This window comes from Clostridium sp. AT4 (genome assembly GCF_001517625.2).
In the GTDB taxonomy this organism is placed as follows: domain Bacteria; phylum Bacillota; class Clostridia; order Lachnospirales; family Lachnospiraceae; genus Enterocloster.
The window spans coordinates 1,112,695-1,136,443 of the sequence record NZ_LN999828.1; the positions used below are offsets into that span (position 1 = coordinate 1,112,695).

A 23,749-nucleotide genomic window follows, 5' to 3' on the forward strand; every position below is an offset into this window, starting at 1 on the left:
AAATATAAAAATTCTGCTAAATTTTCAAGAAAGTTTCCCACTGCATTGTGGGAAACAGGGAACCATGGTATACTAAATTAAAACGGAGTTCCTGCATTTTCCAGCAGGAACCGTTTAAATTTTATTACAGGAGTATACGATTATGAAAAACCAAAGATTCCGGCTGTATATCAACTGGGGGCTTACAGCATTGGCTGTTATTGCCTGCAGTGTTTTTCTGGCTTTTTCCCTGATGAAGGTTCAGACTATTTTTGGAGTGATCGGAGAGATCATTCAGATTCTGATGCCTATTATTTATGGAGGCGTTCTTGCATACTTGATGCTTCCTGTCTATAATTCGGTCTATTTCTTTGTCTGCCGTAATACGAAAAAGCTGTTTACCACAGAAAAAGTCAGAAGCAGAGCGGGAAAAACAGCAGCTACAATTGCCAGTCTGCTGTTTCTGCTTATATTGGTCTGCGGCTTGGTCTGGATGATTATCCCACAGATCATGGAGAGCATTCTCGGATTTCAGGAAAGCCTGGCCGAATATATCAATAACCTCACATTATGGCTGTCACAGCTTCTTGAAGATAATCCGGAACTGGAAGAAATCGTGATGCCTCATTTTAATGAGGCGGCCATGGAATTTCAGCACTGGATGACGACAGATCTGGTGCCAAGTATTTATTTGATCCTGGATCATGTATCTGCCGGAGTGATCAATGCGGTTACAGTGGTGAAAAATATTTTGATCGGTCTGATCGTAATGATCTATCTGCTGAATTTAAAGTGGACACTTTGCGCTCAGTTTAAGAAAATAATCTATGGCCTGTTCAGTGTTCGCATGGCAAACCGGCTGATTAATGAGATCCGCTTTGCCCACCATGTGTTTGGCGGTTTCATTACAGGAAAGCTTCTGGATTCTCTGATCATCGGCATTATGTGCTTTTTCGGAATGCGGTTTCTAAAAATGCCCTATGTGCTTTTGATCAGCGTTATTATTGGTTTTACAAATGTGATCCCCTTTTTCGGTCCGTTTATCGGAGCCATTCCCAGCGCATTTCTGATCCTGCTTGTAAGCCCTTTAAAATGTCTGTATTTCCTGATCTTTATTCTGGTGCTGCAGCAGTTTGACGGAAATATTTTAGGGCCCAAGATCCTGGGAGATTCCACCGGCCTTCCCAGTTTCTGGGTGCTGTTTTCCATCCTGCTGTTCGGAGGACTCTTCGGCTTTGTCGGAATGATCATAGCGGTACCGGTATTTGCAGTATTTTATCGTTTGATCTCTGAATATATCTGCGGGATGCTCAGAAGAAAAAAGCTTTCTGCCCGTACAGATGATTACAGGGAATTAGACCATATAGATCCCATAGAGGGAACATTTATAGAGCATACGGAAAAATAACGGATCCATCAAAAGGAGGGTATTCATGGCAGATCTTCAAACCCGATATCTGGAACGGCTTGCAGAGCTTTATCCTACAGTAGCTGCGGCTTCTACGGAAGTTATTAACCTTGAGGCCATTTTAAATCTTCCTAAGGGAACGGAGCATTTCCTTACGGATATCCACGGGGAAGCAGAGGCATTTTCCCATGTGCTGAAAAATGGTTCCGGCGCAGTGCGGCGCAAGGTAAATGACGTGTTTGGGAATACGCTGTGCAGAGAAGATAAGCGCAGTCTGGCAACGCTGATCTATTATCCCAGAGAGAAAATGGCGCAGATTTTAGAGCACACGGCAAATAAGGAGGACTGGTATAAGATTACTCTTTACCGTCTTATAGAGGTCAGCAAGCGTTCTGGCAGCAAATACACCCGTTCTAAGGTGCGCAAGGCGCTGCCGCCGGAATTTGCCTATGTCATTGAAGAGCTGATGACGGAAAAGGCAGATATCCGAGACAAAGAATCCTATTACACCGCCATTATCGCCACGATTATACGGGTGGGCCGGGCGGAGGAGTTTATAAGAGCTCTCTGTGAGCTGATCCAGCGCCTGGTCGTTGACCATCTGCACATATTGGGAGATATTTATGACCGCGGCCCCGGTCCGCACCTGATCATGGATAAGCTGATGCAGTATCACTCTCTGGATATCCAGTGGGGCAACCATGATGTGCTCTGGATGGGAGCGGCTGCAGGGCAGAGGGGCTGTATAGCAAATGTGATCCGTATCTGCGCCAGATATGGGAATCTGGATATTTTAGAAGACGGTTATGGCATCAATCTGCTTCCTCTTGCTACCTTTGCCTTGGAAACCTATGGGGATGATCCCTGCAGCTGTTTTGCCTTAAAGGGAAGCCATCCATGCAGTCCCGGAGAAAAGGAACTGAATCTGCGTATGCACAAGGCCATTTCCATTATCCAGTTTAAGGTAGAAGGCCAATTGATCAAGGAGTATCCGGAGTTTGGTCTGGAACGCCGCCTCCTTCTTCACCGGATCAATTATGAAAATGGCACCATTGTTCTGGATGGAAGACGTCTGCCCATGAAGGATATGCATTTCCCTACGGTGGATCATGCAGATCCCTACCGGCTTTCTCCTGAGGAAGAGACCATTATGGAACGGCTGGAAAAGGCATTTTTAAACTGTGAAAAGCTTCAGCAGCATATGCGGTTTCTTCTGGCAAAGGGAAGCCTGTATAAGGTATATAATCAAAACCTCCTCTATCACGGCTGCGTTCCCCTTTGTGAGGACGGAAGCTTAAAGGAAACGTCTGTTTACGGAAAGTGCTATAAAGGCAGGGGACTTTATGATGTGCTGGAAAGCTATATCCGCAGAGGCTTTATGGCGGAGGATGAGACGGAACGAAAAAGGGGCCGGGACATCATGTGGTACATATGGCTGGGAGAAAATTCCCCGCTTTTTGGAAAGGATAAGATGGCTACCTTTGAACGGTATTTTCTGGAAGATGAGGAAAGCCATAAAGAAAAGAAAAATCCCTATTACCGGATGCTTGAAAATGAAAAAACCGTAGATATGATCCTGGGAGAATTTGGACTGGGCGGAGAGGAGAGCCATATCATCAATGGCCATGTTCCTGTCAAGTCGAAAAATGGGGAAAATCCGGTTAAATGCGGCGGAAAGGTTCTGGTAATTGACGGCGGCTTTTCCAGAGCTTACCAGAAAGAGACGGGAATCGCCGGATATACCCTGATTTATAATTCCTACGGCCTGATCCTGGCAGCTCATGAACCCTTTGAGTCCAGGGCAGCCGCCATTGAACAGGAAAGCGATATCTATTCGGAGGATATTATTGTAAAACGGACAGCCAGCCGGAAGCTGGTAGGAGATACGGATACGGGACAGCAGCTGAAGGAAAAGATCGCAGATCTGGAACAGCTGTTAAAGGCCTACCGTGACGGCCGGATCGCAGAACGGTTTGGGAGAAGATAAAAAGGTGAAAGGATACGCATGAATATACAGATTTTTGGAACGAAAAAGAGCTTTGACAGTAAAAAAGCAGAGCGGTATTTTAAGGAGCGGGGGATTAAATACCAATTTATAGATATGAAGGAAAAAGGGCTCAGCAAAGGAGAATTTAACGCTGTATGCCAGGCTGTGGGCGGTTATGAAAAGCTTATTGATCCGGACTGCAGGGATAAGGATCTGTTAGCTCTGATCCGGTATATTGCAGAGGAAGACAGAGTAGAGAAGATACTGGAAAATCAGAAGATCCTTAAGGTGCCGATCGTCCGTAATGGAAAGCAGGCAGCCATAGGCTATGAACCGGATGTATGGAAAGAATGGAAATAGCCATGAAACAGAAGAAAGTTAAATAAAATCCCGGTGTCTGAGCTGGGGGCGTGTTATATGTGACTTAATTACAGACATATTTCCCGCAATCCGCTATACTCAATATAAAATTAAGCCGTTTCGGTATTGGCCGGCGGCCGATAGAAACTGAGAGCGGAGGAAGAATATGGCAACGGGAGTTAGAAAGAAAAGGAAAGCATCCGTAGACAGCCGCCTGTGTGTGGCCTGCGGCTGCTGCGTAAAGGTTTGTCCCTTAGGGGCAATCTATGTGGCAGGTGGAATGTGGGCTCAGGTGAATTTGGAAAAATGCGTAGGCTGCTATGTGGCAGGTGGAATGTGGGCTCAGGTGAATTTGGAAAAATGCGTAGGCTGCGGAAAATGTGCAAAAGAATGCCCGGCTTCCGTGATTGAGATCAGGGAGGTGGGATGATGAAAAAACACTGGTATGATTATATGTGGATTTTGTCCCTGATCTATCTGATCCTGGGATTTTTCAATATTATGTTTGCGTGGCTGGGACTTTTATGCTTTTTTATCCCCCTGATCATTGCATTGGTGCAGGGGAATAAAGGCTACTGTAACCGCTACTGCGGCAGGGGGCAGCTTTTTGGGCTGTTAGGCGGCCGGCTGGGGCTTTCCAGGAAAAAGGACATTCCGGGATGGATGAAAAGCAGGGCGTTTCGATATGGCTTTCTGGTATTCTTCCTCATTATGTTCTGCCAGATGCTGTGGAATACGGTTCTGGTATTTACAGGAGCCTCTGATTTAAAGCAGGTTGTGACGCTCTTGTGGATATTTAAGCTTCCATGGCACTGGGCCTACCACGGAACCCTGTTCCATCCCGGCACAGCCCAGTTTGCCTTTGGATTTTACAGCGTGATGCTGACCTCTACCATATTAGGACTCATTACCATGGTGCTGTTTAAGCCCCGCAGCTGGTGCGTATACTGTCCCATGGGAACCATGACCCAGCTGATCTGCAAAGGGAAAAATGGTAAAAAATAGATATCTGTGATCGAAAAGCCAGACGCGTTCGTATTACCTGCGTCTGGCTTATTTTATGATTCGGACAGTTTTCTAAGTCGTTTTTCATCGGTAATGTTAATCATCCCCCGGCTGAGTTTTACCATGCCTTCCTCCTGGAAGTAACGCAGCATCCGAGTTACTACCTCTCTGGCAGTACCCAGATGGCCTGCAATGGTTTCATGGGTGATTTTTAATCCGGAACTTCCTTCCAGAGCCATTTCCTCTAAAAGAAAGGAGGCCAGTCTCCGGTCAAAGGTTTTCCACATGATCTGTTCAATGAGCCACATCACCTCAGAAAAGCGGGCTGCCATGATCTCATTTGTATAATTGGAGACAGCAGCAGATTCCTCCATGAGACGTTTGTAGATCACTGCTGGTATGATGCAGATGTTAGAATCCTTTTCCGCCTCGATCGTAATGTCAAACTGGATATTTTTCATAATGCAGGAAGCAGAAAAAAGACAGATATCTCGCTCCAAAAGCCGGTACAGCGTGACCTCACGTCCTTCCTCGGAAATCATATAGGCCCGCAGCTGGCCTTTTTTTATAAGTACGAGTCCCAGGCAGTCAGAGCTTCCATTATACAAAACAGTGCCTTTTTTCACATCCCGGCAGATAAGATGGGTGGATATAAGCTCCTGCTGGGCCGGGGTCAGGCGGTTCCAGACTGAAAAATGATTACTAAGATCCATAAGTATAGCACCTCCCTATGCTGTTTTTAGTATAAAGTCGAGACTGTGATCTGTCAATGAAGGGATTTTTTAACAGGATGCTTTTTCTGTCATTTGCATAAAATCACATCTGTTTACGCATAATATTTCCAATCGCCGGATGTTTTCAATGGAAAATACGGTCGGATATGGGAAAGGAGCACATAGCAGATGGAACAGAAGAAAGGAAAAGCGACGGTAGCGTTTGCACGGCCTCCGGTTATCTGCGGAGCAGCCAGTATAGTTGGAAAGAAGGAAAGTGAAGGACCCTTAGGACCGTTTTTTGACCGTCATATCATGGATGATGGAAAGGGGATGGAAAACTGGGAGCAGGCAGAGAGCTCCATGCAGAAGGCGGCTGCAGATCTGTCCATTACAAAAGCCGGACTGAAACGGGATGATATCCGTTATCTTTTTGCGGGAGATCTGCTGGGACAGCTGATTGCCACCTCTTTTGGAACTGTAGATCTGGAAATTCCCCTCTTTGGGCTTTACGGGGCCTGTTCCACCATGGGAGAGGCCATGAGCCTGGGAGCAATGATGGTAAATGCAGGCTATGCGGATCATGTGCTATCCATGGCGTCCAGCCATTTTGCCACCGCAGAAAAACAGTTCCGTTTTCCTCTTGCCTACGGGAACCAGCGCCCTATGTCTTCTACCTGGACGGTGACTGGGTGCGGGGCAGTCGTCATTGGGAAAGAGGGGCAGTCGGGACTGGCAAAGATCACGGCATTTACTGCCGGAAAAGCGATCGATATTGGAGCCAGAGATTCTATGAATATGGGAGCTGCCATGGCTCCGGCGGCATTTCATACAATCGAACAGAATCTGGAGGATCTTGGAACGGATGAGACCTGGTATGACAGGATCATCACCGGAGACCTGGGAGAGGTAGGAACGCAGATCCTGTTGGATCTGATGGAGAAAAAGGGGCGCAGCCTGAAGGAACGCCATATGGACTGCGGCGTTGAGATTTACAGCAAAGAAACCCAGGATACCCATGCAGGAGGAAGCGGCTGCGGCTGTTCTGCGGTTACGCTGTGCGCGGCGATCCTGCCAAAAATCCGGGAGGGAATCTGGAAACGTGTTCTTTTTGTGCCTACAGGCGCTCTTCTTTCTACGGTAAGTTACAACGAAGGACAGACCATACCGGGAATTGCCCATGGGGTGGTAATAGAGCATTTGGAATAATGGGGGAGGCCCTAAAGGCCGGATCCAGCATAAATAAGGAGCAGATATATGGATTATATAAAAGCATTTGTTACAGGAGGCATTATCTGTGCTCTGGTTCAGATCCTGATGGAAAAGACGAAACTGATGCCGGGACGGATCATGGTACTGTTAGTCGTTTCAGGAGCCATTCTGGGGGCGGTAGGGATTTATGAGCCCTTTCTTTCCTGGGCCGGAGCCGGAGCCAGCATTCCCCTTCTGGGCTTTGGAAATACGCTTTTTAAGGGGGTAAAAACTGCGCTGGCAGAGGAAGGAGTATTGGGATTATTTAAAGGTGGGCTGACCGCCGCATCTGCCGGAATCACCGGGGCTCTCATATTCGGGTATTCAGCTTCCGTACTTTTTAAGCCCAAGATGAAGTGAGGGGAAGTTTAATACTTTAAAACTATTGCATATGTCCCTGGCAATCTGGTATAATTGGAAAAAATCCCGCCGGGAGAGAACTGGCGGGTTCTTTTTAGAAAAACGTATTTTTAAAATATTGTATGAGGCAGATATATGAAAGACAAGAGATCAAACCGCTATAAAACTGCAGCCTGGATTCTTTTGATCGCTGGTATTGTTTCTTTTTCCGTTATCAATATTTTTTCGCTGTTTTTTCACTATTCCAACCGTATACATAATGAAATTCTTAACCGTAATATGGAGCAGATTTCCCTTTTATCTGACTATATTGTAAAGATTATACGAAGTGAGATGAGGCATTGTACAGAGATTTTAAATATAGGTGAGGAAAATTTCAGCGTACCAGAGAAAATGACTTCCGCGGAAATCGTAAAACAACTTCAGGAAATCAGGAGCAGGGCGGGATTTGCACAGATAGGCATTATGGATCAGGAAGGGAATACCATAGACGATACGGGAAACCGCTGGCAGATAGATGACAGTGAGCTTTTGGCTGCTATGGAAAAGGGGAGAGCTTATGTTTCTGATGTGTTTACCAGCGGCCGGCAGGATACCAGCCAGATCATGATCATGGTGCCTCTGTGGGAATTACAGAAGCAGAAAAGGGGATGGGTTTTAGAAATCTTTATGAAAGAGCGGACCGGGCGCTTTATAAGGCGAAGGAACAGGGGCGGGACGGATATTATATTGCAGAGTAAGACGGCGGAAGATCCTATAGGGCCAGCTTGACGCTGCAAAAAAAGAATCTGTGAAACAGTATGTAAAATACAGCTGTATTCACAGATTCTTTTTATTCTCTTTAAATATCAGTTCTGTCGGACGCCGGGCCCCGAATTTTCCCACTGCGGCCGGGTTTGAGGCTCATAACCGGGGCCGATGGGAGAGATGGTTACATTTTCGCCGGAGCCACCAGTCTCATCCGAGCCAAAGGAAGGTGCGATAATGGTAGAATTGCCGGAATGAATGGTGCAGGTACCTGGTATGGAAAATACGGAATCATCCGTTGCCAGATTTTCCTCTCCCTCAGGCAGTACCATGCATACCTTTGTTGTCTTTTCCGTGCAGTACGGAGTGGGGCGCAGGCCGGACTGGGCGCAGACGGTTACAGCCACATGCTTGTCGCAGACCTCGGACGGAGCGGTTCCTTTAGCAAAGTATTCCGTATATACGGCGCTGCCTCTTGGGTCGTGATCGCAGACGCCGGGTACTGCCCGTTTGCCGGATTTGCGGCAGATTTCGGCCGTTTCCACGCTGTCTGGAACGGGAAATCCGGGATCAGAAAGCCCCTCATGGACACGGTTCATGATATTGCGCCAGATATCCTTATGGAAAGAGGTACCTCCGTTTCCGGCAGAGAGTTTCTGGTTGCTGTCACAGCCGCCCCAGACACCGGCTGTATAGTAGGGAGTAAAACCTACAAACCAGATATCATTATTTCCGGTGGTAGTGCCGCTCTTGCCGGCTGCAGACATTCCAGACAGGGCTGCTCTGGTACTGGTGGAATTGATGGATACGCCGGAACGCGCAAATTTCCGGTTTGCTTTCATGGAATCCGCCATGGCATCTGTAAGCAGAAAGGCAGTGGAATCCTTTAATACCTGCCGTGTTTCAGGCTCATTGTTGATGAGCACATTCCCGTCATGATCCAGGATCTTTGTAAAGAACCGGGGTTTTGTATACACACCGCCGTTTGCGATGGAGGCATAGGCGGCAGTGAGCTCTAAGTTGGAAACGCCCTTTGTGAGTCCGCCCAGAGCCTGGGCAGCGCCGAGATCATTTTTTGTCATGGAAGTAATTCCCATTTTTTCAGCGTATTCCATGCCAAGCTGGGGCGTTACGGTTTCCATCAGGGTCCGCACTGCTACGATATTCATGGAGTAAATGATGCCTTCACGGATATTAGAATAGCCTACAAAGCCTTTCCCGGAACCCCACCAGTTACGGAAGGTTTTTGTTCCAATCGTATAAGGAGCGTCATAATAAACCGTTCCCAGGGTGGCTCCGCAGGTGTCAAGAGCTGGAGCGAAGGCAGTGATTACCTTAAATGCAGAACCGGGCTGGCGGTATACATTGCTGGCACGGTTCAAGGTCAGGCTGGCGGTCTTTTCACCGCGTCCTCCGGAAAGGGCCCGTACCTCACCGGTACGCTGATCCATCAGTACAAAGGACGCCTGAGGCTGTAAAATCAGGTTCTGGCGTTCTCCGATAATGGTGTCGCCATCCTTGATCAGCCATGCTTTGTAGCGTTCGATATCCTCCTGGACTGCTTCTTTGCTTGGATAAAGGCCATCATAGCCCGTATCTCCCAATACAGACTTGTGGTAGGATTTTAAATTTTCTTCTGAAAAATGCTCGGTTGTCCCATCCGTATGTGTGATGGAAAGACGGTATTCTACGGAATACTTGGCAGCAGTATAATTTTCCGGATTGTTGATCTCCTCATCCACAATGGCCTGAAGCTTGGGATCCTGTGTGGTATAAATTTTAAGTCCTCCCGCATAAAGAAGATTTCTCGCCTGGCTTTCCGAATATCCAAGCTCCCCCATAAGAGCGGCAATGACCTGTTCGACCAGCTCATCGGTAAAATAACTGAAATGGGAGTTTGTTTCCTGTGCGGCTGTATTTACGTTTTGGATCCGCTCATACACATTGTCTGCCAGCGCCTCTTCCAGCTCCTGTTTGTCGATATAATCCTGATCATACATATATTGAAGGACAATGCTGCGGCGTTCGGCATTAGCCTCGGCGCCGGAGATCGGATTGAGACGGGAGGGATTTTTCGTGATGGAGGCGAGAACCGCACATTCGGAAAGGGTAAGATCAGATACTTCTTTATTAAAATACCGCCGTGCGGCCACCTTTACACCCAGAGTATTATAGCCCAGGTTAATGGTGTTGAGATAATTGGTAATAATGACTTTTTTTGTTTCTTCCTTGGACATGCCGGAATTTTTTTCCAGATGTACGGCAAGATACTGCTCCTGGAGCTTTCGTTCAATACGGGCTCCCCAGCTGGTTTCCATACCGCCGGCAAAGATATTGTTTTTGATAAGCTGCTGTGTGATGGTGCTTCCGCCACCGGCATAGTCGTCGCTGATCAGGCCGTTGACCGCTCTGGCGATGGAACGGATATCGATACCGTTATGGGACCAGAAACGGGAATCCTCAATGGCTACAAAGGCATCGATCAGATCCTGGGGCAGTTCCTCATAGGCAGCAGATTCACGGTTGGAACCGCTGGTTACAATTGTGTCGGTGAGATTGCCGCCTATGTCATAAACGGTAGTGGCAAAGCGATCCGGCTGGATGTTCATAAGGTCTACGGAAGGGGCGCTGTCGATAATCCCCTTTACCATGCCGAAACCGATGGCAGTGCCTGCGATGGCCAGAAAAAGAAACAATACAAAAAAAGCCTTAAAGATGTTAAAAAACAGCTTTGAGGTATATTTGGCCGATTTTGACTGGAGAGCCCTAAGCCTGCGCTCAGACTCATGTGTTCCGTAATTCATAGTTTCTCCTTTACAACAAGTTCCCCCCGTATGACAAAGCCCTGAGGCATTTGGCAGACGATTAAATTATACAACAGTTTTATGGAATTGAAAAGGCATAAATATGGCTTGCCATGAAAGCCTAACTATATTATGATAAAAAACAGAAGAAAAATAAGGAAAATGTGGGTGCAGTTTCTGAAAAAAAGGGAAAAGGAGAGAGAAAAGTGGTAGAAAGCTACAAGATCGTATATGAGGGCGCAGATGGGGAGCTGGTGGAAAAAAAGTCCCGGTTTATTGCCCAGATCCGTCCCGTGGCTTCGGAGGAAGAAGCCTTTGCCTTTATTGAGGAGGTCCGTAAGAAATACTGGGATGCAAGGCACCACTGCTACGCCTATATTATAGGAGAACGGGCTCAGACGGCCCGGTGCAGCGATGACGGCGAGCCCTCCCAGACGGCGGGAAAGCCCATGATGGATGTGCTGGCAGGAGAGGGACTCCACGATGTATGTGCAGTAGTTACCCGGTATTTCGGAGGTACACTTTTAGGGACAGGGGGCCTTGTAAGAGCTTATTCCGGTGCTGTAAAAGAAGCGCTTTTAAACTGTTCGGTTGTAGAAAAAAAGCTGGGAGTGCAGCTGGAGGTCACAGCCGACTACAACAGCGTGGGAAAGATCCAGTATATTGCGGCCCAGGAGGGGATCGATACTCTGGAAAGCAGGTATTCCGATAAGGCAGAGTTTGATTTTCTGGTACCGGTTGCCGTAAAGGACTGCTTCCAGACCAAGATCACAGAAGGGACCAACGGCCGGGCGAGGATACGCACCGGAAAAGAACTGTACTACGGCATGAACCGGGGAGAGCTGATCGTATTTTAAAATGCACCTGGATTTGGGTCTTGCAATCTTAAGATACCAATGCTATACTATAAAACCGTGACTAAATCTATAAGTTTTCTGCATAAATAAGGAAGAATGATCACTATGAAGATGAAAAGAGAAGATGTAAGAAATATTGCCATTATCGCCCATGTAGACCATGGCAAAACCACTCTGGTGGATCAGCTGTTAAAGCAGAGCGGCGTATTCAGAGCCAATCAGGAGGTTCAGGAGCGCGTCATGGACTCCAATGACATTGAGCGTGAGCGAGGCATCACCATTCTGTCAAAAAATACAGCTGTATTTTATAAGGATACAAAGATCAATATTATCGACACTCCCGGACATGCCGATTTCGGCGGCGAGGTAGAACGTGTGCTTAAGATGGTAAACGGCGTTGTTCTGGTTGTGGATGCCTACGAAGGCCCCATGCCCCAGACCAAGTTTGTGCTTCAGAAAGCATTGGAGTTAAATCTGTCCGTAATCGTGTGCATCAATAAGATCGACCGTCCGGAAGCACGTCCGGAAGAGGTGATCGACGAAACGCTGGAGCTTATGATGGATCTGGATGCTTCCGATGAACAGCTGGACTGCCCCTTTATCTATGCTTCTGCAAGAGCCGGTTTTGCAAAATTTAATATTGACGATCCAGAGGTGGATATGGGACCTCTCTTTGAGACCATTGTAAACCACATTCCCGCACCGGAAGGCGACCCGGATGCGGACACCCAGGTATTGATCAGTACCATTGACTATAATGAGTTTGTAGGCCGTATCGGTATCGGCAAGGTGGAAAACGGCGGCCTTAAGGTGAATCAGGAGTGTGTGCTGGTAAACCATCACGATCCTGACAAATTTAAAAAAATCAAGATCGGTAAGCTTTATGAATTTGACGGCTTAAAGCGTGTGGAGGTTCAGGAGGCAAAAATCGGCTCCATCGTTGCCATTTCCGGTATTGCGGATATCCATATCGGGGATACCATCTGCTCTCCACAGAACCCGGAGGCAATCCCCTTCCAGAAGATTTCTGAGCCTACTATTGCTATGTACTTCATGGTAAATGACAGTCCCCTTGCCGGACAGGAAGGAAAGTATATCACCTCCCGTCATTTAAGAGACCGTCTGTTCCGCGAGCTGAATACAGACGTGAGCCTCCGTGTAGAGGAAACAGACTCTGCAGACTGCTTTAAGGTATCAGGACGCGGTGAACTTCATCTGTCGGTCCTGATCGAAAATATGCGCCGCGAGGGCTATGAGTTTGCGGTAAGTAAAGCAGAGGTGCTTTATCACTATGATGAGCGCAACCGCAGATTAGAGCCCATGGAGCTTGCTTATATTGATGTTCCTGAGGAGTATACCGGCGTGGTGATCCAGAAGCTGACAGCCAGAAAGGGCGCCCTGCAGGGCATGAGCCAGGCAGCCGGAGGCTATTCCAGACTGGAATTTTCTATCCCGTCCAGAGGCCTGATCGGTTACCGCGGCGACTTTATGACGGATACCAAGGGAAATGGTATCTTAAATACAATTTTTGACGGCTATGCAGAGTACAAGGGCGACTTATCCTACCGTCCTACCGGCTCTCTGATCGCCTTTGAGGCCGGTGAGGCCATTACCTACGGCCTGTTTAATGCTCAGGAGAGAGGAACCCTCTTTATCGGGCCGGGCGTAAAGGTATATTCCGGTATGGTTGTGGGACAGAGCCCCAAGGCAGAGGATATTGAGATCAATGTCTGCAAGACAAAGAAGCTGACCAATACTCGTTCCTCCAGTGCAGATGAGGCCTTAAAGCTGACTCCGCCAAAGATCATGAGTTTAGAGCAGAGCCTGGACTTTATTGATACAGACGAGCTTTTGGAGGTAACCCCGGAGAGCCTGCGTATCCGTAAAAAGATCCTGGATCCTCTTTTACGAAAGAGAGCTTCCTTCAAAAAATAAAATTTATTTTTTAAATAAAATATGACAGTTCTCCCGGAATTTTTGGAATATTCTTCCAAAGTCCGGGAGATTTTTTGCGTTTTACAGATTTTTTTGCTAAAATCGACGTTATTTTCCTGAGTTGTCGAATCGATGCGATGAATTGACCTTTGTTTTCCGTCTATTTCTGGTTATAATTGCATAGATTGATTATGTGCATACGGGAAAATTGTAACCCGGAGTGAAATTGGAAAATAAGAGGAGAAGTACAATGGCAGAAAAAATGATTGAAAACAATAGGGTGAGCGTGATCGGAGAAATCGTATCGGAGTTCTCCTTCAGCCACGAGGTATTTGGCGAAGGGTTTTACATGGTGGATCTGTCGGTAAACCGTCTCAGCGAACAGGCCGATGTAATTCCGCTTATGGTGTCGGAACGTCTTATGGATGTCCATAAGGATCTGCGGGGGAGCACCATCGAGGCAGTGGGGCAGTTCCGGTCCTATAACCGCCATGAGGGTGTAAAAAACCGCCTGATGCTGTCTGTTTTTGCCAGAGAGATTCGTTTTCTGGATGAATTTACGGATTACACCAGAACCAACCAGATCTTCCTGGACGGTTACATATGCAAGCCTCCGATCTACCGAAAAACCCCTCTTGGACGAGAGATTGCAGATCTTCTGCTGGCAGTTAACCGTCCTTATGGAAAATCAGATTACATACCTTGTATCAGCTGGGGAAGAAATGCCCGCTTTGCCTCCGGCTTTACGGTAGGCACCCGAGTCCGTATCTGGGGAAGAGTCCAGAGCAGGGAATATACAAAAAAGCTCAGCGAGACAGAGTGTGAAAAGAGGGTGGCATACGAGGTTTCTATCAGCAAGCTGGAATGCGGCGAGGAGTCGGATCAATAAATTCTCTTACGATTTCCTTACGGAAAATATAAGAAATATTTGCATTATTTCTTATATTGTGCTAGAGTGTGTGTTGTGAATTGATGTTCCAGACACACATAGGGAAGGTGTCCGGAAGGCAGTATGAGGTGCATGATGATGAAAGACAGTACGATACAGGTGATCTGCGGACCGGGTAAGGGGAAAACGGCCAGCGCTCTGGGAAGAGGGATCAGCGCCCTGATCCATGGAAAAAATGTGATCATGGTTCAGTTTTTAAAGGGTTCTATGGATTCCGACAACATGGAAGTATTAAAACGTCTGGAACCGGAATTTAAACTGTTCCGTTTTGAAAAATCTCCTGTGGTTTTTGATCAGCTTTCTGAAGAGGAAAAAGAGGAAGCCAGGATCAATATCCGCAATGGGCTGAATTTTTCAAAAAAGGTTCTTGTAACCGGAGAATGCGATATCCTGATCCTGGATGAGATCCTGGGGATCCTGGATGAAGGGATTCTCACCCTGGAGGAGCTGTGCGCCCTGATCGGCCAGGCAAGACAGTCGGAGGCCGAGCTGATCATGACAGGAACCGTTTATCCGGCGGCTTTGGATGAATGGGTGGATGAGGTGACGAAGCTTCAGACGCGATTTGAGTAAGTTCCCTGTTGACATCTATTTTTAATGATGATAGGATAAGACTATAGACAGAGTAGAGGCTGCGCTGATCATGAATATCGGTTTGGATGTGGCAGGCACAGAAGAAAAGCCGTGAAAGGGAAAAGCGCCGAAGGAGCGGTTATCCTGCAGGATCGTTTCTGGGTGCAGGATGAAGAATCCTGTGACTGTCATCCAGGTGGATGGAGAGCTACCAGAAGATATGTATCCGCAGTAAGAACGGGTTTGTATGGGAAGGGCTGAAACATTTACCTCAGCCCTTCTTTTTTCGCTGGTACGGGGGCGAAAACCGGTGCGGGATATGTACACTTTGTTTATCATGCGCATTTACTGATGGTAAATAAGACTGTAAAAAAGGAGAAGATAAGCATGGCTGTTTTTGAAGGAGCTGGCGTTGCGCTGATTACGCCTTTTAAGGAAAACGGAGAAGTAAATTACGATAAGCTGGAGGAGATCGTAGAGGAGCAGATCGCAGGCGGTACCGATGCGATCATTGCCTGCGGAACCACAGGAGAGGCATCTACCATGACCCATGAAGAGCATCTGGATGTGATCGGCTTTATCTGTGATGTGACCAAAAAGAGAATTCCGGTTGTGGCAGGAACAGGCTCAAACTGTACACAGACCGCCATTTACCTGTCAAAGGAGGCCGAGGAAAGGGGGGCAGACGGTATCCTGGTTGTATCTCCCTATTACAACAAGGCGACCCAGAAGGGACTCAAGGCTCATTTTACTGCTGTGGCAGACGCAGTAAAAATACCCATGATCCTTTACAATATTCCCGGAAGAACCGGTGTAAATATCCAGCCTGAGACCATTGCTTCTCTTTGCCGTGAAGTAGACAATATAGTGGGTGTAAAGGAAGCTACCGGCAATTTTTCCGGTATTGCCCAGCTGATGAACCTGACCGATGGAAACTGCGACGTATATTCAGGAAATGACGATCAGATCGTGCCTCTTTTATCTTTAGGCGGAAAGGGCGTTATCTCTGTTCTCTCCAATGTGGCTCCTTCACAGGCTCATGAAATCTGTGCCTCCTATTTTGCAGGAGATGTAAAAAAGAGCGCCCGGATGCAGTTAGAGGCGATTCCTTTAATTAACGCCCTGTTCTGTGAGGTAAATCCTATCCCCGTAAAGGCTGCCATGAACCTGATGGGAAAAGAAGTAGGACCTCTGCGCATGCCTCTGACCGAGATGGAGCCGGAGCATCAGGAAATTCTTAAAAAGGCCATGAAGGAATACGGCATTCTGGCATAAAACGTTTGAAAAGAGCCCTGGGCCTTGCCAAAAGAAGACTCAGTAAAGAAAGGATACCACAGAAAATGATCAATTTTATAATGCACGGCTGCAACGGCGCTATGGGACGGGTGATTTCCGCCATGGCACAGGAAATGGACGGAATCCGGATCGCTGCGGGCGTTGATCTGAATACGGAAAAAAATTATGATTATCCGGTATATGCCTCTTTGGGAGAGTGTACAGAGGCTGCGGACGCAGTGGTGGATTTTGCTTCTGCAAAGGCAGTGGACGAACTTTTGGATTACTGTCTGGAAAAAGAGCTTCCTCTGGTGCTGTGTACCACAGGACTTACAGAAGAACAGTTAAAAAGGGCAGAGGATGCCAGCAAAAGGATTCCGGTTCTTCGCTCTGCCAATATGTCTCTTGGTGTAAATCTGCTTTTAAAGCTGATTCAGGACGCGGCAAAGGTATTGGGAAATGCGGGCTTTGATATGGAAATCGTAGAGAAGCACCATAACCAGAAAAAGGATGCTCCCAGCGGAACTGCTCTTGCGATGGCAGAAGCGGTGAATGAAGCCATGGGCGGTCTGTATCATTTCGTAACAGACAGAAGCAGTATCCACGAAAAAAGAGATGGAAAAGAAATCGGTATTTCCTCTGTACGGGGAGGCTCGATCGTAGGAGAACATGATATGATCTATGCCGGAAAGGATGAAGTTATTACGATCAGCCATACGGCCTATTCAAAAGCCATTTTTGCAAAAGGAGCTTTAGAGGCGGCAAAGTTTCTGGCCGGAAAACAGCCGGGACTTTATACCATGACAGATGTGATCGGTCTGTAAACAGGAATAAAACTTTTTTGGGAGCTTATACTAAGTGTATCTGAACGTAAGGTTTGGATACACTTTTTTAATAGGGCACCGGACAGAAAACGATGCCTGGAGCACGAAAGGAGAATGTATGATGAAAAAGATCCGACCTGTTATGATGGTACTGTTGATTGCCGTGCTTGCATCATCCCTTACAGCATGCGGCAGCAGAGATTCCAAGCAGCCTACAGCTTCTTCGGGAACACCGGGAACCTCTGCCTCCTACAGCACAGAGACAGACCAGGGCGCAGCCGCAAATGAAACTGAAAATACGGACGCCACATCCCGGTCTGAAACAGATACCACCGGGGAAGGGGTCATGGACGGGATTGCAGATGATGTGAGAAAAGGCGTAGAGGACATAAAAAGGGATATAATGGATACAACTGAATCTGAGTCCACAGCCGAGACACAAAACCGGTAAATAAAATCATTTAAAACCGGAGGACAGACGGAAAATCTCCCTGAGCATTTGGAGAGCAGATACAGCTTTCGAAGCTTCAGGGAGATTTTTTTGTTGCAGTCAGGCGGATTTACGTCTATAATGCAGTCAGGAGTGCGTGGGAAAGGAAACCATGAACAAAAGAGAACGGAACCGCTGTTTAAAAAGAAGACGTAAAAAGGCCGTATACAGATGGAAAGCTGTAAGAAAAAACAGGCAGCGCGAAAAGCGGCAGGAAAAAGACAAAAAAGGGCGTTTGGGGGTTCGGATGCTTATATTTGTCTGTATCTGTCTGGAGACGGCCTCGGCAAAGGACTGGCAGTCTGGAAAACGCACAGCAGAAATCCGTATAGACAGCCTGCCCGCATTCATAGAAATCCATCCCTTTTATGAAGAAGAATTTCGCAGGGAGAAAGAGAACGCCAGCCGGACAGAGCAGGGGATTTCCCTGTTTTTAAAAGAAGGGCGCATAGTATTTTTTCGGATTCACGAGGAAGCCTGTGATGATTAGAAGGGCAGAGATGATTTATTAGGAATTTTAATGACTGTCTGTCTTGTGTTCAAAATAAGAAAGTATTATAATTTCTTCTGAATCATAGCATATTTATATATAAAACTTATAACAAACAGATGGAGGATAAGACATGAGCAATCATGATACGTATGTAAGCCCGCTTTCAGAGCGTTATGCCAGCAGGGAGATGCAGTATATTTTTTCACCGGATATGAAATTTAAGACATGGAGACGCTTGTGGATTGCTCTGGCTGAGACAGAAAAGGAGCTAGGCCTTAATATTACCCAGGAGCAGATTGATGAGCTGAAGGCCCATGCAGATGAAATCAACTATGATGTGGCAAAGGCCCGTGAGAAAGAAGTGCGCCATGATGTGATGAGCCATGTGTACGCATATGGCACCCAGTGCCCGAAGGCAAAGGGCATCATCCATCTGGGAGCTACCTCCTGCTATGTAGGAGATAATACCGATGTGATCATTATGACAGAGGCATTAAAGCTGGTCCGCAGAAAGCTGCTGAATGTACTGGCGGAACTGGCAGCGTTTGCGGATAAATATAAGAATCTGCCCACTCTGGCATTTACCCATTTCCAGCCGGCTCAGCCTACTACTGTAGGAAAAAGGGCAGCCCTCTGGATGATGGAGTTAAAGCTGGATCTGGACGATCTGGATTATCTTATCGGGTCCATGCGCCTGTTAGGCTCCAAGGGAACTACAGGCACACAGGCTAGTTTTCTGGAACTCTTTGACGGCGATCATGAGCGCTGCCGCAGACTGGATCAGCGGATCGCGGAAAAGATGGGCTTTGAGGGCTGCTATCCCGTATCCGGACAGACTTATTCCAGAAAGGTAGACAGCCGTGTCTTAAGCGTACTGGCCGGCATTGCCCAGAGCGCCCACAAGTTTTCCAATGATATCCGTCTGCTGCAGCACTTAAAAGAAGTGGAAGAGCCCTTTGAGAAGAATCAGATTGGTTCCTCCGCCATGGCTTATAAGAGGAATCCCATGCGCAGCGAACGGATTGCTTCTCTTGCAAACTATGTAATGAGCGATATGATGAATCCTATGCTGGTAGCTTCTACCCAGTGGTTTGAGCGTACGTTGGACGATTCCGCCAATAAGCGTCTGTCCATTCCAGAGGGCTTTCTGGCGGTGGACGGAATCCTGGATCTGTACTTAAATGTAGTGGATGGACTGGTGGTATATCCTAAGGTCATCGAAAAGCATCTGATGGCAGAGCTGCCCTTTATGGCTACGGAAAACATTATGATGGACGCTGTAAAGGCAGGAGGAGACCGACAGGAGCTCCATGAGCGCATCCGTCAGCTTTCCATGGAGGCAGGAAAGAATGTAAAAGAGCAGGGCGGGGACAACAACCTGTTAGAGTTGATTGCAGCAGATCCTGCATTCGGATTGTCCTTAGAGGATCTTAAAAAGGCCATGGAACCTTCCAGGTATGTAGGCCGTGCACCAAGACAGGTGGAAGAATTCCTTGAGGAAGTGATCCGTCCTGTACTGGAGGCCAATAAAGAAGCTCTTGGTATGACTGCGGAGATCAATGTATAAAAATGCTTCAAAGACCATGAATATCAATCTGGAATATTACAAAGTATTTTATTATGTATGCACAGAGGGCAGCCTGACAGCGGCTGCCCAAAAGCTGTGTATTTCCCAGCCTGCGGTAAGCCAGGCCGTGCGCCAGCTGGAAAAAGAGGCCGGAACACGGCTTTTTTTGCGTACCTCCAAGGGCATCCGGCTGACAAGGGAAGGAGAGCTTTTATTCCGTTATGTGAAAACGGGCGTGGAACAGCTTCTGGAAGGCGGCAGAATGCTGGAGAGAATGCTGGATATGGATATGGGAGAGGTTCGAATCGGAGCCAGCGATATGACGCTTCAGTTTTTTCTTCTGCCTTTTTTGGAGCAGTTTCACAAAGAGTACCCACGGATCAAAGTTACCGTAACCAATGCCCCCACACCAGAAACCATCTGCAGCCTGGAGGAAGGAAAAATTGACTTTGGCGTAGTGACAACGCCTTTTTCCTGCAAAAGTACCATTCATTCGATGATGGTAAAACCGATTGGAACGGTTTTTATTGCAGGAGACAGCTTTGGCGAACTGAAAGGAAAAAAGCTGGATTACAGTATTCTTGGAAGTCTGCCCTGTATTTTTCTGGAAAAAAACACGAGTACCAGAGCCTTTATGGACGCGTTTCTTTCTGCAAAAGGAATGGAACTGACGCCAGAGTTTGAGCTTGCTACCAGCGATATGATCGTTCAGTTTGCAAAGCGGAATATGGGCGTAGGCTGCGTCATGGACGGATTTGCAAAGGATGCCATAGCAAAAGGAGAAGTGTTTGAGCTGGATTTTAAGGAGAAAATGCCTCTGCGCCACATCTGTGTTGTTACGGGTGAGAACAGCCTGATTTCTCTGGCAGGCAGGAAGCTTTTAAATCTGTTTGACGAAATGGCAGAATCTTCCTAAATGGTATAAGGTTTACTTATGCCTCACATAATAAATAATCATTTTACTTATGTGAAAGCTTGTAGTAGAGTAAAAGAGAACTTATTATATGAGGTCCCGCTATGCTGCGGGATATTTAAATCAGGGCAGCAGCCCAAGGAGGATTGAAGCAATGGTTAGAGCAATCGTAGGAGCTAACTGGGGAGACGAGGGAAAAGGAAAAATAACGGATATGCTGGCGAAAGAGTCTGACATTATCATACGCTTTCAGGGTGGAAGCAATGCAGGTCATACCATTATCAATGAATATGGAAAATTTGCCCTTCACCTGCTTCCTTCCGGCGTGTTTTACCAGCATACTACAAGTATCATCGGAAACGGAGTAGCATTAAATATTCCGTATCTGATCAAGGAAATCCAGTCCCTTGTAGACCGGGGAGTGCCGAAGCCTCATATCCTGGTTTCAGACCGTGCACAGATCCTGATGCCCTACCATGTGCTGTTTGATACTTATGAGGAGGCCCGCCTGGCTGGAAAATCCTTTGGTTCCACTAAGTCCGGCATTGCTCCCTTTTATTCGGATAAATATGCAAAGATCGGCTTTCAGGTCAGCGAGCTGTTCGACGAGGAACTGTTAAGAGAAAAATGCCAGAGAGTGTGTGAGATCAAAAACGTGCTTCTGGAGCATCTTTACCATAAACCCCTCCTGAATGCGGATGAACTGTTTGATGAGCTGATCAGCTACCGGGAGATGATCCGCCCCTATGTATGCGACGTATCCTCCTATTTGTATCATGCCATCAAAGAAGGAAAAAACATTCTGTTAGAGGGACAGCTTGGTTCCTTAAAGGATCCGGATCATGGAATTTACCCCATGGTTACCTCTTCCTCAACCCTGGCTGCCTATGGCGCGATCGGTGCAGGCATTGCACCTTATGAGATTAAAAATATCACAACCGTTGTGAAGGCATATTCCAGCGCAGTAGGCGCAGGCGCCTTTGTCAGCGAAATCTTTGGAGAGGAAGCGGAAGAGTTACGGCATCGGGGCGGCGACGGCGGCGAATACGGAGCCACTACGGGACGCCCAAGAAGAGTAGGCTGGTTTGACGCAGTGGCGACAAGATACGGCTGCCGCATTCAGGGCACCACAGAGGCTGCATTTACCGTACTGGACGTATTGGGATATTTGGATGAGATTCCCGTATGCATCGGTTATGAAATCGATGGAGAAGTCACAAGAGAGTTCCCGACCACTGCAAAGCTGGAGAAGGCAAAACCGGTGTTTACCAGGCTTCCGGGCTGGAAATGCGACATCCGCGGTATTAAAAACTACGAAGAGCTTCCCGAAAACTGCCGCAGGTATATTGAATTTATCGAAAAAGAAATTGAAACGCCCATTACCATGGTTTCCAATGGTCCCGGGCGTGAGGATATTATTTTCAGAAAATAAAAGTTTAAGAATAGGTTCTGATGATTTCTTCGGCAATGGATCGCCTGGTAACACAGCGGTCCATTGCCTGTTTTTCTATGTAGCGGTGGGATTCTGGTTCACTCATGGAAAGCTGGCTGATCAGAATCCACTTTGCCTTATTGACAAGGCGGATTTCGGCCATTTTTTCTTCAATGGACAAAGATTTTTTTTCAAATTGCCTCAGGCGCTCCCTGGCGCTTTCCAGCCAGCTGAAGGCATAGGTCATCGTTGCCTTTGAGATTGGCTTTGACAGGGTAAATACACCATATTCTGCAGCCTGGTCATGGATTTCGTTATGAATATCGCTTTTTACCAGAAGAAGGACAACTGACTGCTTGCTGCTGGAAATATCAATAGCAAGACGAACGCCCATATCATCGTGCAGAGGAGCATTAATGATAATAAAATCATACGTCTTTTCTGTAAGCGTACGTCTGGCGGCATTGATACTTGAAACAGCATGAACAGGAGAATATCTGGTTTCAGGAAGCAGGCCGGCAAAGGCAGAGGTGAGTACATCCGTTGCCGACACAATGAGGATACTGTAGGTTCGCTCTTTTAAACTCATTTTCACCCCTCCTGTTAAAAATCTATTGTCCGCAGTAGATATCCAATATGGTCTTTGGTATATATTTCAGAATGAAATCACTGTGCGCCGCAGCATCACAGGCAGCTTCAAAGTTTTTTGGAAGCTGACCAAAGCCTGAAAGGACAGAAGCTTCTGCCCGGTATAAATTGATGTCTGCAGCAGGCGGAAGCGCCAGATTGTTTTGTACGCCTTCCAGAACAGCATAGATCATAAGAGCAAACGCCAGATATGTATTTGCAGATGGGTCAGGCGAACGCAGTTCCACACGCCGGTACCTTCCGATTGCCGCCGGAACACGGATCAGCTGGGAACGGTTCTCACTGGACCAGGAAATATATTTGGGAGCCTTATTGCAGCCGAAGCGCCTGTAGGAATCAGCGGTGGGGTTTAAAAATACAGTCATATCAGAAATTTTATCCAGAATACCGGCAATCATGCTGTCCATATGGTCTGTGCCGTCAGAGGATTTCACAGACATATTGATGTGGAAGCCATTTCCCGCTTCATTTTCCAGTGGCTTAGGACTGAAATCTGCAAAAATCCCATTCAGTCCGGCGATGGTCTTTACTACGGTCTGAAAGGTCATGGAATTGTCCGCGGCTGCCAGAGGATCGGAATAACGAAAATCAATTTCATTCTGTCCCGGTCCTTCCTCATGATGTGAGCTTTCTGGAAAAATCCCCATCTGTTCCAGGGTCAGGCAGACTTCCCGGCGGATATTTTCACCCTTATCTTCAGGAGCCATATCCATGTAGCTTGCATGATCATAGGGGATTTTTGTGGGGTTTCCATTTTCATCCAGATGGAACAGATAAAATTCCTGCTCTGCGCCAAAGAAGAACTGATATCCGGCCTGCTCTGCCTCATGAACCGCTTTCTTTAAAAGAGAGCGCGTATCACATTCAAATATGGTTCCGTCGGGATAGGTAATACTGCAGAACATCCTTACCACCCTCCCGTGCTCCGGTCTCCAGGGAAGAGGCATCAGCGTATCCGGATCCGGATGCAGGAAGAGATCAGAATGGCTTTCGTCCCCAAAACCGGCGACAGCGGATGCATCAATGGCAATGCCATGTTCAAACGCTCGGCAAAGCTCCTGGGGCATAATGGAAATATTTTTTTGTTTGCCGAACACGTCGCAAAATGCCAGGCGGATAAATTTCACATCCTCTTCCTGCATATACTGGAGCACCTCTTCTTTTGAATATTTCATAACC

The 23,749-nt window shown here is 47.2% G+C and carries 23 protein-coding genes and 1 riboswitch; of the genes, 19 read left to right on the forward strand and 4 right to left on the reverse strand.

What is annotated here, in order from left to right; translation table 11 throughout:
- Positions 1-142 precede the first annotated feature (142 nt).
- The 5 genes from BN3656_RS11375 to BN3656_RS11395 all read left to right on the forward strand — a co-directional run bounded on the left by BN3656_RS11375 (position 143) and on the right by BN3656_RS11395 (position 4,739).
- Complete coding sequence (locus BN3656_RS11375) at positions 143-1,387, forward strand: AI-2E family transporter (RefSeq protein ID WP_066548152.1); 1,245 nt, start codon at positions 143-145, stop codon at positions 1,385-1,387.
- 25 nt (positions 1,388-1,412) lie between these two features.
- The gene (locus BN3656_RS11380) at positions 1,413-3,374 is read left to right on the forward strand and encodes a fructose-bisphosphatase class III (RefSeq protein ID WP_066548155.1); all 1,962 of its coding nucleotides are present in this window, start codon (positions 1,413-1,415) and stop codon (positions 3,372-3,374) included.
- Between the two features lie 18 nt (positions 3,375-3,392).
- Positions 3,393-3,734: an arsenate reductase family protein gene (locus BN3656_RS11385; RefSeq protein WP_066548160.1), complete on the forward strand. Its 342-nt coding sequence runs from the start codon at positions 3,393-3,395 to the stop codon at positions 3,732-3,734.
- Positions 3,735-3,900: 166 nt separating this feature from the next.
- Positions 3,901-4,164 carry a 4Fe-4S binding protein gene (locus BN3656_RS11390; protein ID WP_066548164.1) on the forward strand — a complete coding sequence of 88 codons (264 nt, stop codon included), beginning with the start codon at positions 3,901-3,903 and terminating at the stop codon, positions 4,162-4,164.
- Positions 4,164-4,739: a hypothetical protein gene (locus tag BN3656_RS11395; RefSeq protein ID WP_066548167.1), complete on the forward strand. Its 576-nt coding sequence runs from the start codon at positions 4,164-4,166 to the stop codon at positions 4,737-4,739. The genes BN3656_RS11390 and BN3656_RS11395 overlap by 1 nt, the downstream gene beginning before the upstream one ends.
- A 53-nt stretch (positions 4,740-4,792) precedes the next feature.
- Here BN3656_RS11395 and BN3656_RS11400 read toward each other — a convergent pair whose 3' ends face one another.
- Complete coding sequence (locus BN3656_RS11400) at positions 4,793-5,452, reverse strand: Crp/Fnr family transcriptional regulator (protein ID WP_066548170.1); 660 nt, start codon at positions 5,450-5,452, stop codon at positions 4,793-4,795.
- A 189-nt stretch (positions 5,453-5,641) separates the two neighbouring features.
- On the opposite strand from BN3656_RS11400, the gene BN3656_RS11405 reads away from it, so the two are divergent.
- From BN3656_RS11405 to BN3656_RS16885, 3 genes are all read left to right on the forward strand, one after another.
- On the forward strand, positions 5,642-6,661 hold the full coding sequence (locus BN3656_RS11405) for a stage V sporulation protein AD (RefSeq protein ID WP_066548173.1): 1,020 nt from the start codon (positions 5,642-5,644) through the stop codon (positions 6,659-6,661).
- A gap of 48 nt (positions 6,662-6,709) precedes the next feature.
- Entirely contained in the window at positions 6,710-7,063 is a 354-nt protein-coding gene (locus BN3656_RS11410) for a SpoVA/SpoVAEb family sporulation membrane protein (protein ID WP_066548175.1), read from the forward strand.
- A 135-nt stretch (positions 7,064-7,198) separates the two neighbouring features.
- A complete protein-coding gene (locus BN3656_RS16885) occupies positions 7,199-7,834 on the forward strand; it encodes a hypothetical protein (RefSeq protein WP_066548178.1) in 636 nt (211 codons plus the stop codon).
- A 77-nt stretch (positions 7,835-7,911) separates the two neighbouring features.
- Here BN3656_RS16885 and BN3656_RS11420 read toward each other — a convergent pair whose 3' ends face one another.
- Positions 7,912-10,614, reverse strand: a complete 2,703-nt coding sequence (locus BN3656_RS11420; RefSeq protein ID WP_066548180.1) for a transglycosylase domain-containing protein — start codon at positions 10,612-10,614, stop codon at positions 7,912-7,914.
- A 206-nt stretch (positions 10,615-10,820) separates the two neighbouring features.
- Here BN3656_RS11420 and BN3656_RS11425 point away from each other — a divergent pair, with 206 nt between their 5' ends.
- The 11 genes from BN3656_RS11425 (at position 10,821) to BN3656_RS11475 (ending at position 21,922) form a co-directional block, all read left to right on the forward strand.
- A complete protein-coding gene (locus tag BN3656_RS11425) occupies positions 10,821-11,471 on the forward strand; it encodes a YigZ family protein (RefSeq protein ID WP_066550755.1) in 651 nt (216 codons plus the stop codon).
- A 105-nt stretch (positions 11,472-11,576) separates the two neighbouring features.
- Positions 11,577-13,406 (forward strand): translational GTPase TypA, encoded by a 1,830-nt coding sequence (gene typA, locus BN3656_RS11430; RefSeq protein ID WP_066548183.1) that lies wholly within the window; start codon positions 11,577-11,579, stop codon positions 13,404-13,406.
- Between the two features lie 250 nt (positions 13,407-13,656).
- A complete protein-coding gene (locus tag BN3656_RS11435) occupies positions 13,657-14,295 on the forward strand; it encodes a single-stranded DNA-binding protein (protein WP_066548185.1) in 639 nt (212 codons plus the stop codon).
- A 123-nt stretch (positions 14,296-14,418) separates the two neighbouring features.
- The gene (locus tag BN3656_RS11440; RefSeq protein WP_331624574.1) at positions 14,419-14,928 is read left to right on the forward strand and encodes a cob(I)yrinic acid a,c-diamide adenosyltransferase; all 510 of its coding nucleotides are present in this window, start codon (positions 14,419-14,421) and stop codon (positions 14,926-14,928) included.
- Between the two features lie 45 nt (positions 14,929-14,973).
- Positions 14,974-15,147, forward strand: a riboswitch (Lysine riboswitch).
- A 168-nt stretch (positions 15,148-15,315) separates the two neighbouring features.
- The gene (dapA, locus tag BN3656_RS11445) at positions 15,316-16,203 is read left to right on the forward strand and encodes a 4-hydroxy-tetrahydrodipicolinate synthase (RefSeq protein WP_066548188.1); all 888 of its coding nucleotides are present in this window, start codon (positions 15,316-15,318) and stop codon (positions 16,201-16,203) included.
- A gap of 65 nt (positions 16,204-16,268) precedes the next feature.
- The gene (gene dapB / locus BN3656_RS11450) at positions 16,269-17,027 is read left to right on the forward strand and encodes a 4-hydroxy-tetrahydrodipicolinate reductase (RefSeq protein ID WP_066548190.1); all 759 of its coding nucleotides are present in this window, start codon (positions 16,269-16,271) and stop codon (positions 17,025-17,027) included.
- Between the two features lie 118 nt (positions 17,028-17,145).
- Positions 17,146-17,478, forward strand: coding sequence for a hypothetical protein (locus tag BN3656_RS11455; protein ID WP_143331351.1), 333 nt, complete (start codon positions 17,146-17,148; stop codon positions 17,476-17,478).
- Between the two features lie 151 nt (positions 17,479-17,629).
- A complete protein-coding gene (locus BN3656_RS11460; protein WP_143331352.1) occupies positions 17,630-18,007 on the forward strand; it encodes a hypothetical protein in 378 nt (125 codons plus the stop codon).
- A 133-nt stretch (positions 18,008-18,140) separates the two neighbouring features.
- Positions 18,141-19,577, forward strand: coding sequence for an adenylosuccinate lyase (gene purB / locus BN3656_RS11465; RefSeq protein ID WP_066548204.1), 1,437 nt, complete (start codon positions 18,141-18,143; stop codon positions 19,575-19,577).
- Positions 19,570-20,493 (forward strand): LysR family transcriptional regulator, encoded by a 924-nt coding sequence (locus BN3656_RS11470; protein WP_331467952.1) that lies wholly within the window; start codon positions 19,570-19,572, stop codon positions 20,491-20,493. Before purB ends, BN3656_RS11470 begins: the two co-directional genes overlap by 8 nt.
- Before the next feature lie 151 nt (positions 20,494-20,644).
- Entirely contained in the window at positions 20,645-21,922 is a 1,278-nt protein-coding gene (locus tag BN3656_RS11475; RefSeq protein ID WP_066550763.1) for an adenylosuccinate synthase, read from the forward strand.
- Positions 21,923-21,926: 4 nt separating this feature from the next.
- Here BN3656_RS11475 and BN3656_RS11480 read toward each other — a convergent pair whose 3' ends face one another.
- Positions 21,927-22,511, reverse strand: coding sequence for an ANTAR domain-containing protein (locus tag BN3656_RS11480; protein ID WP_066548206.1), 585 nt, complete (start codon positions 22,509-22,511; stop codon positions 21,927-21,929).
- Positions 22,512-22,533: 22 nt separating this feature from the next.
- Positions 22,534-23,745 (reverse strand): glutamine synthetase family protein, encoded by a 1,212-nt coding sequence (locus tag BN3656_RS11485; RefSeq protein ID WP_066548207.1) that lies wholly within the window; start codon positions 23,743-23,745, stop codon positions 22,534-22,536.
- Positions 23,746-23,749: the final 4 nt, after the last annotated feature.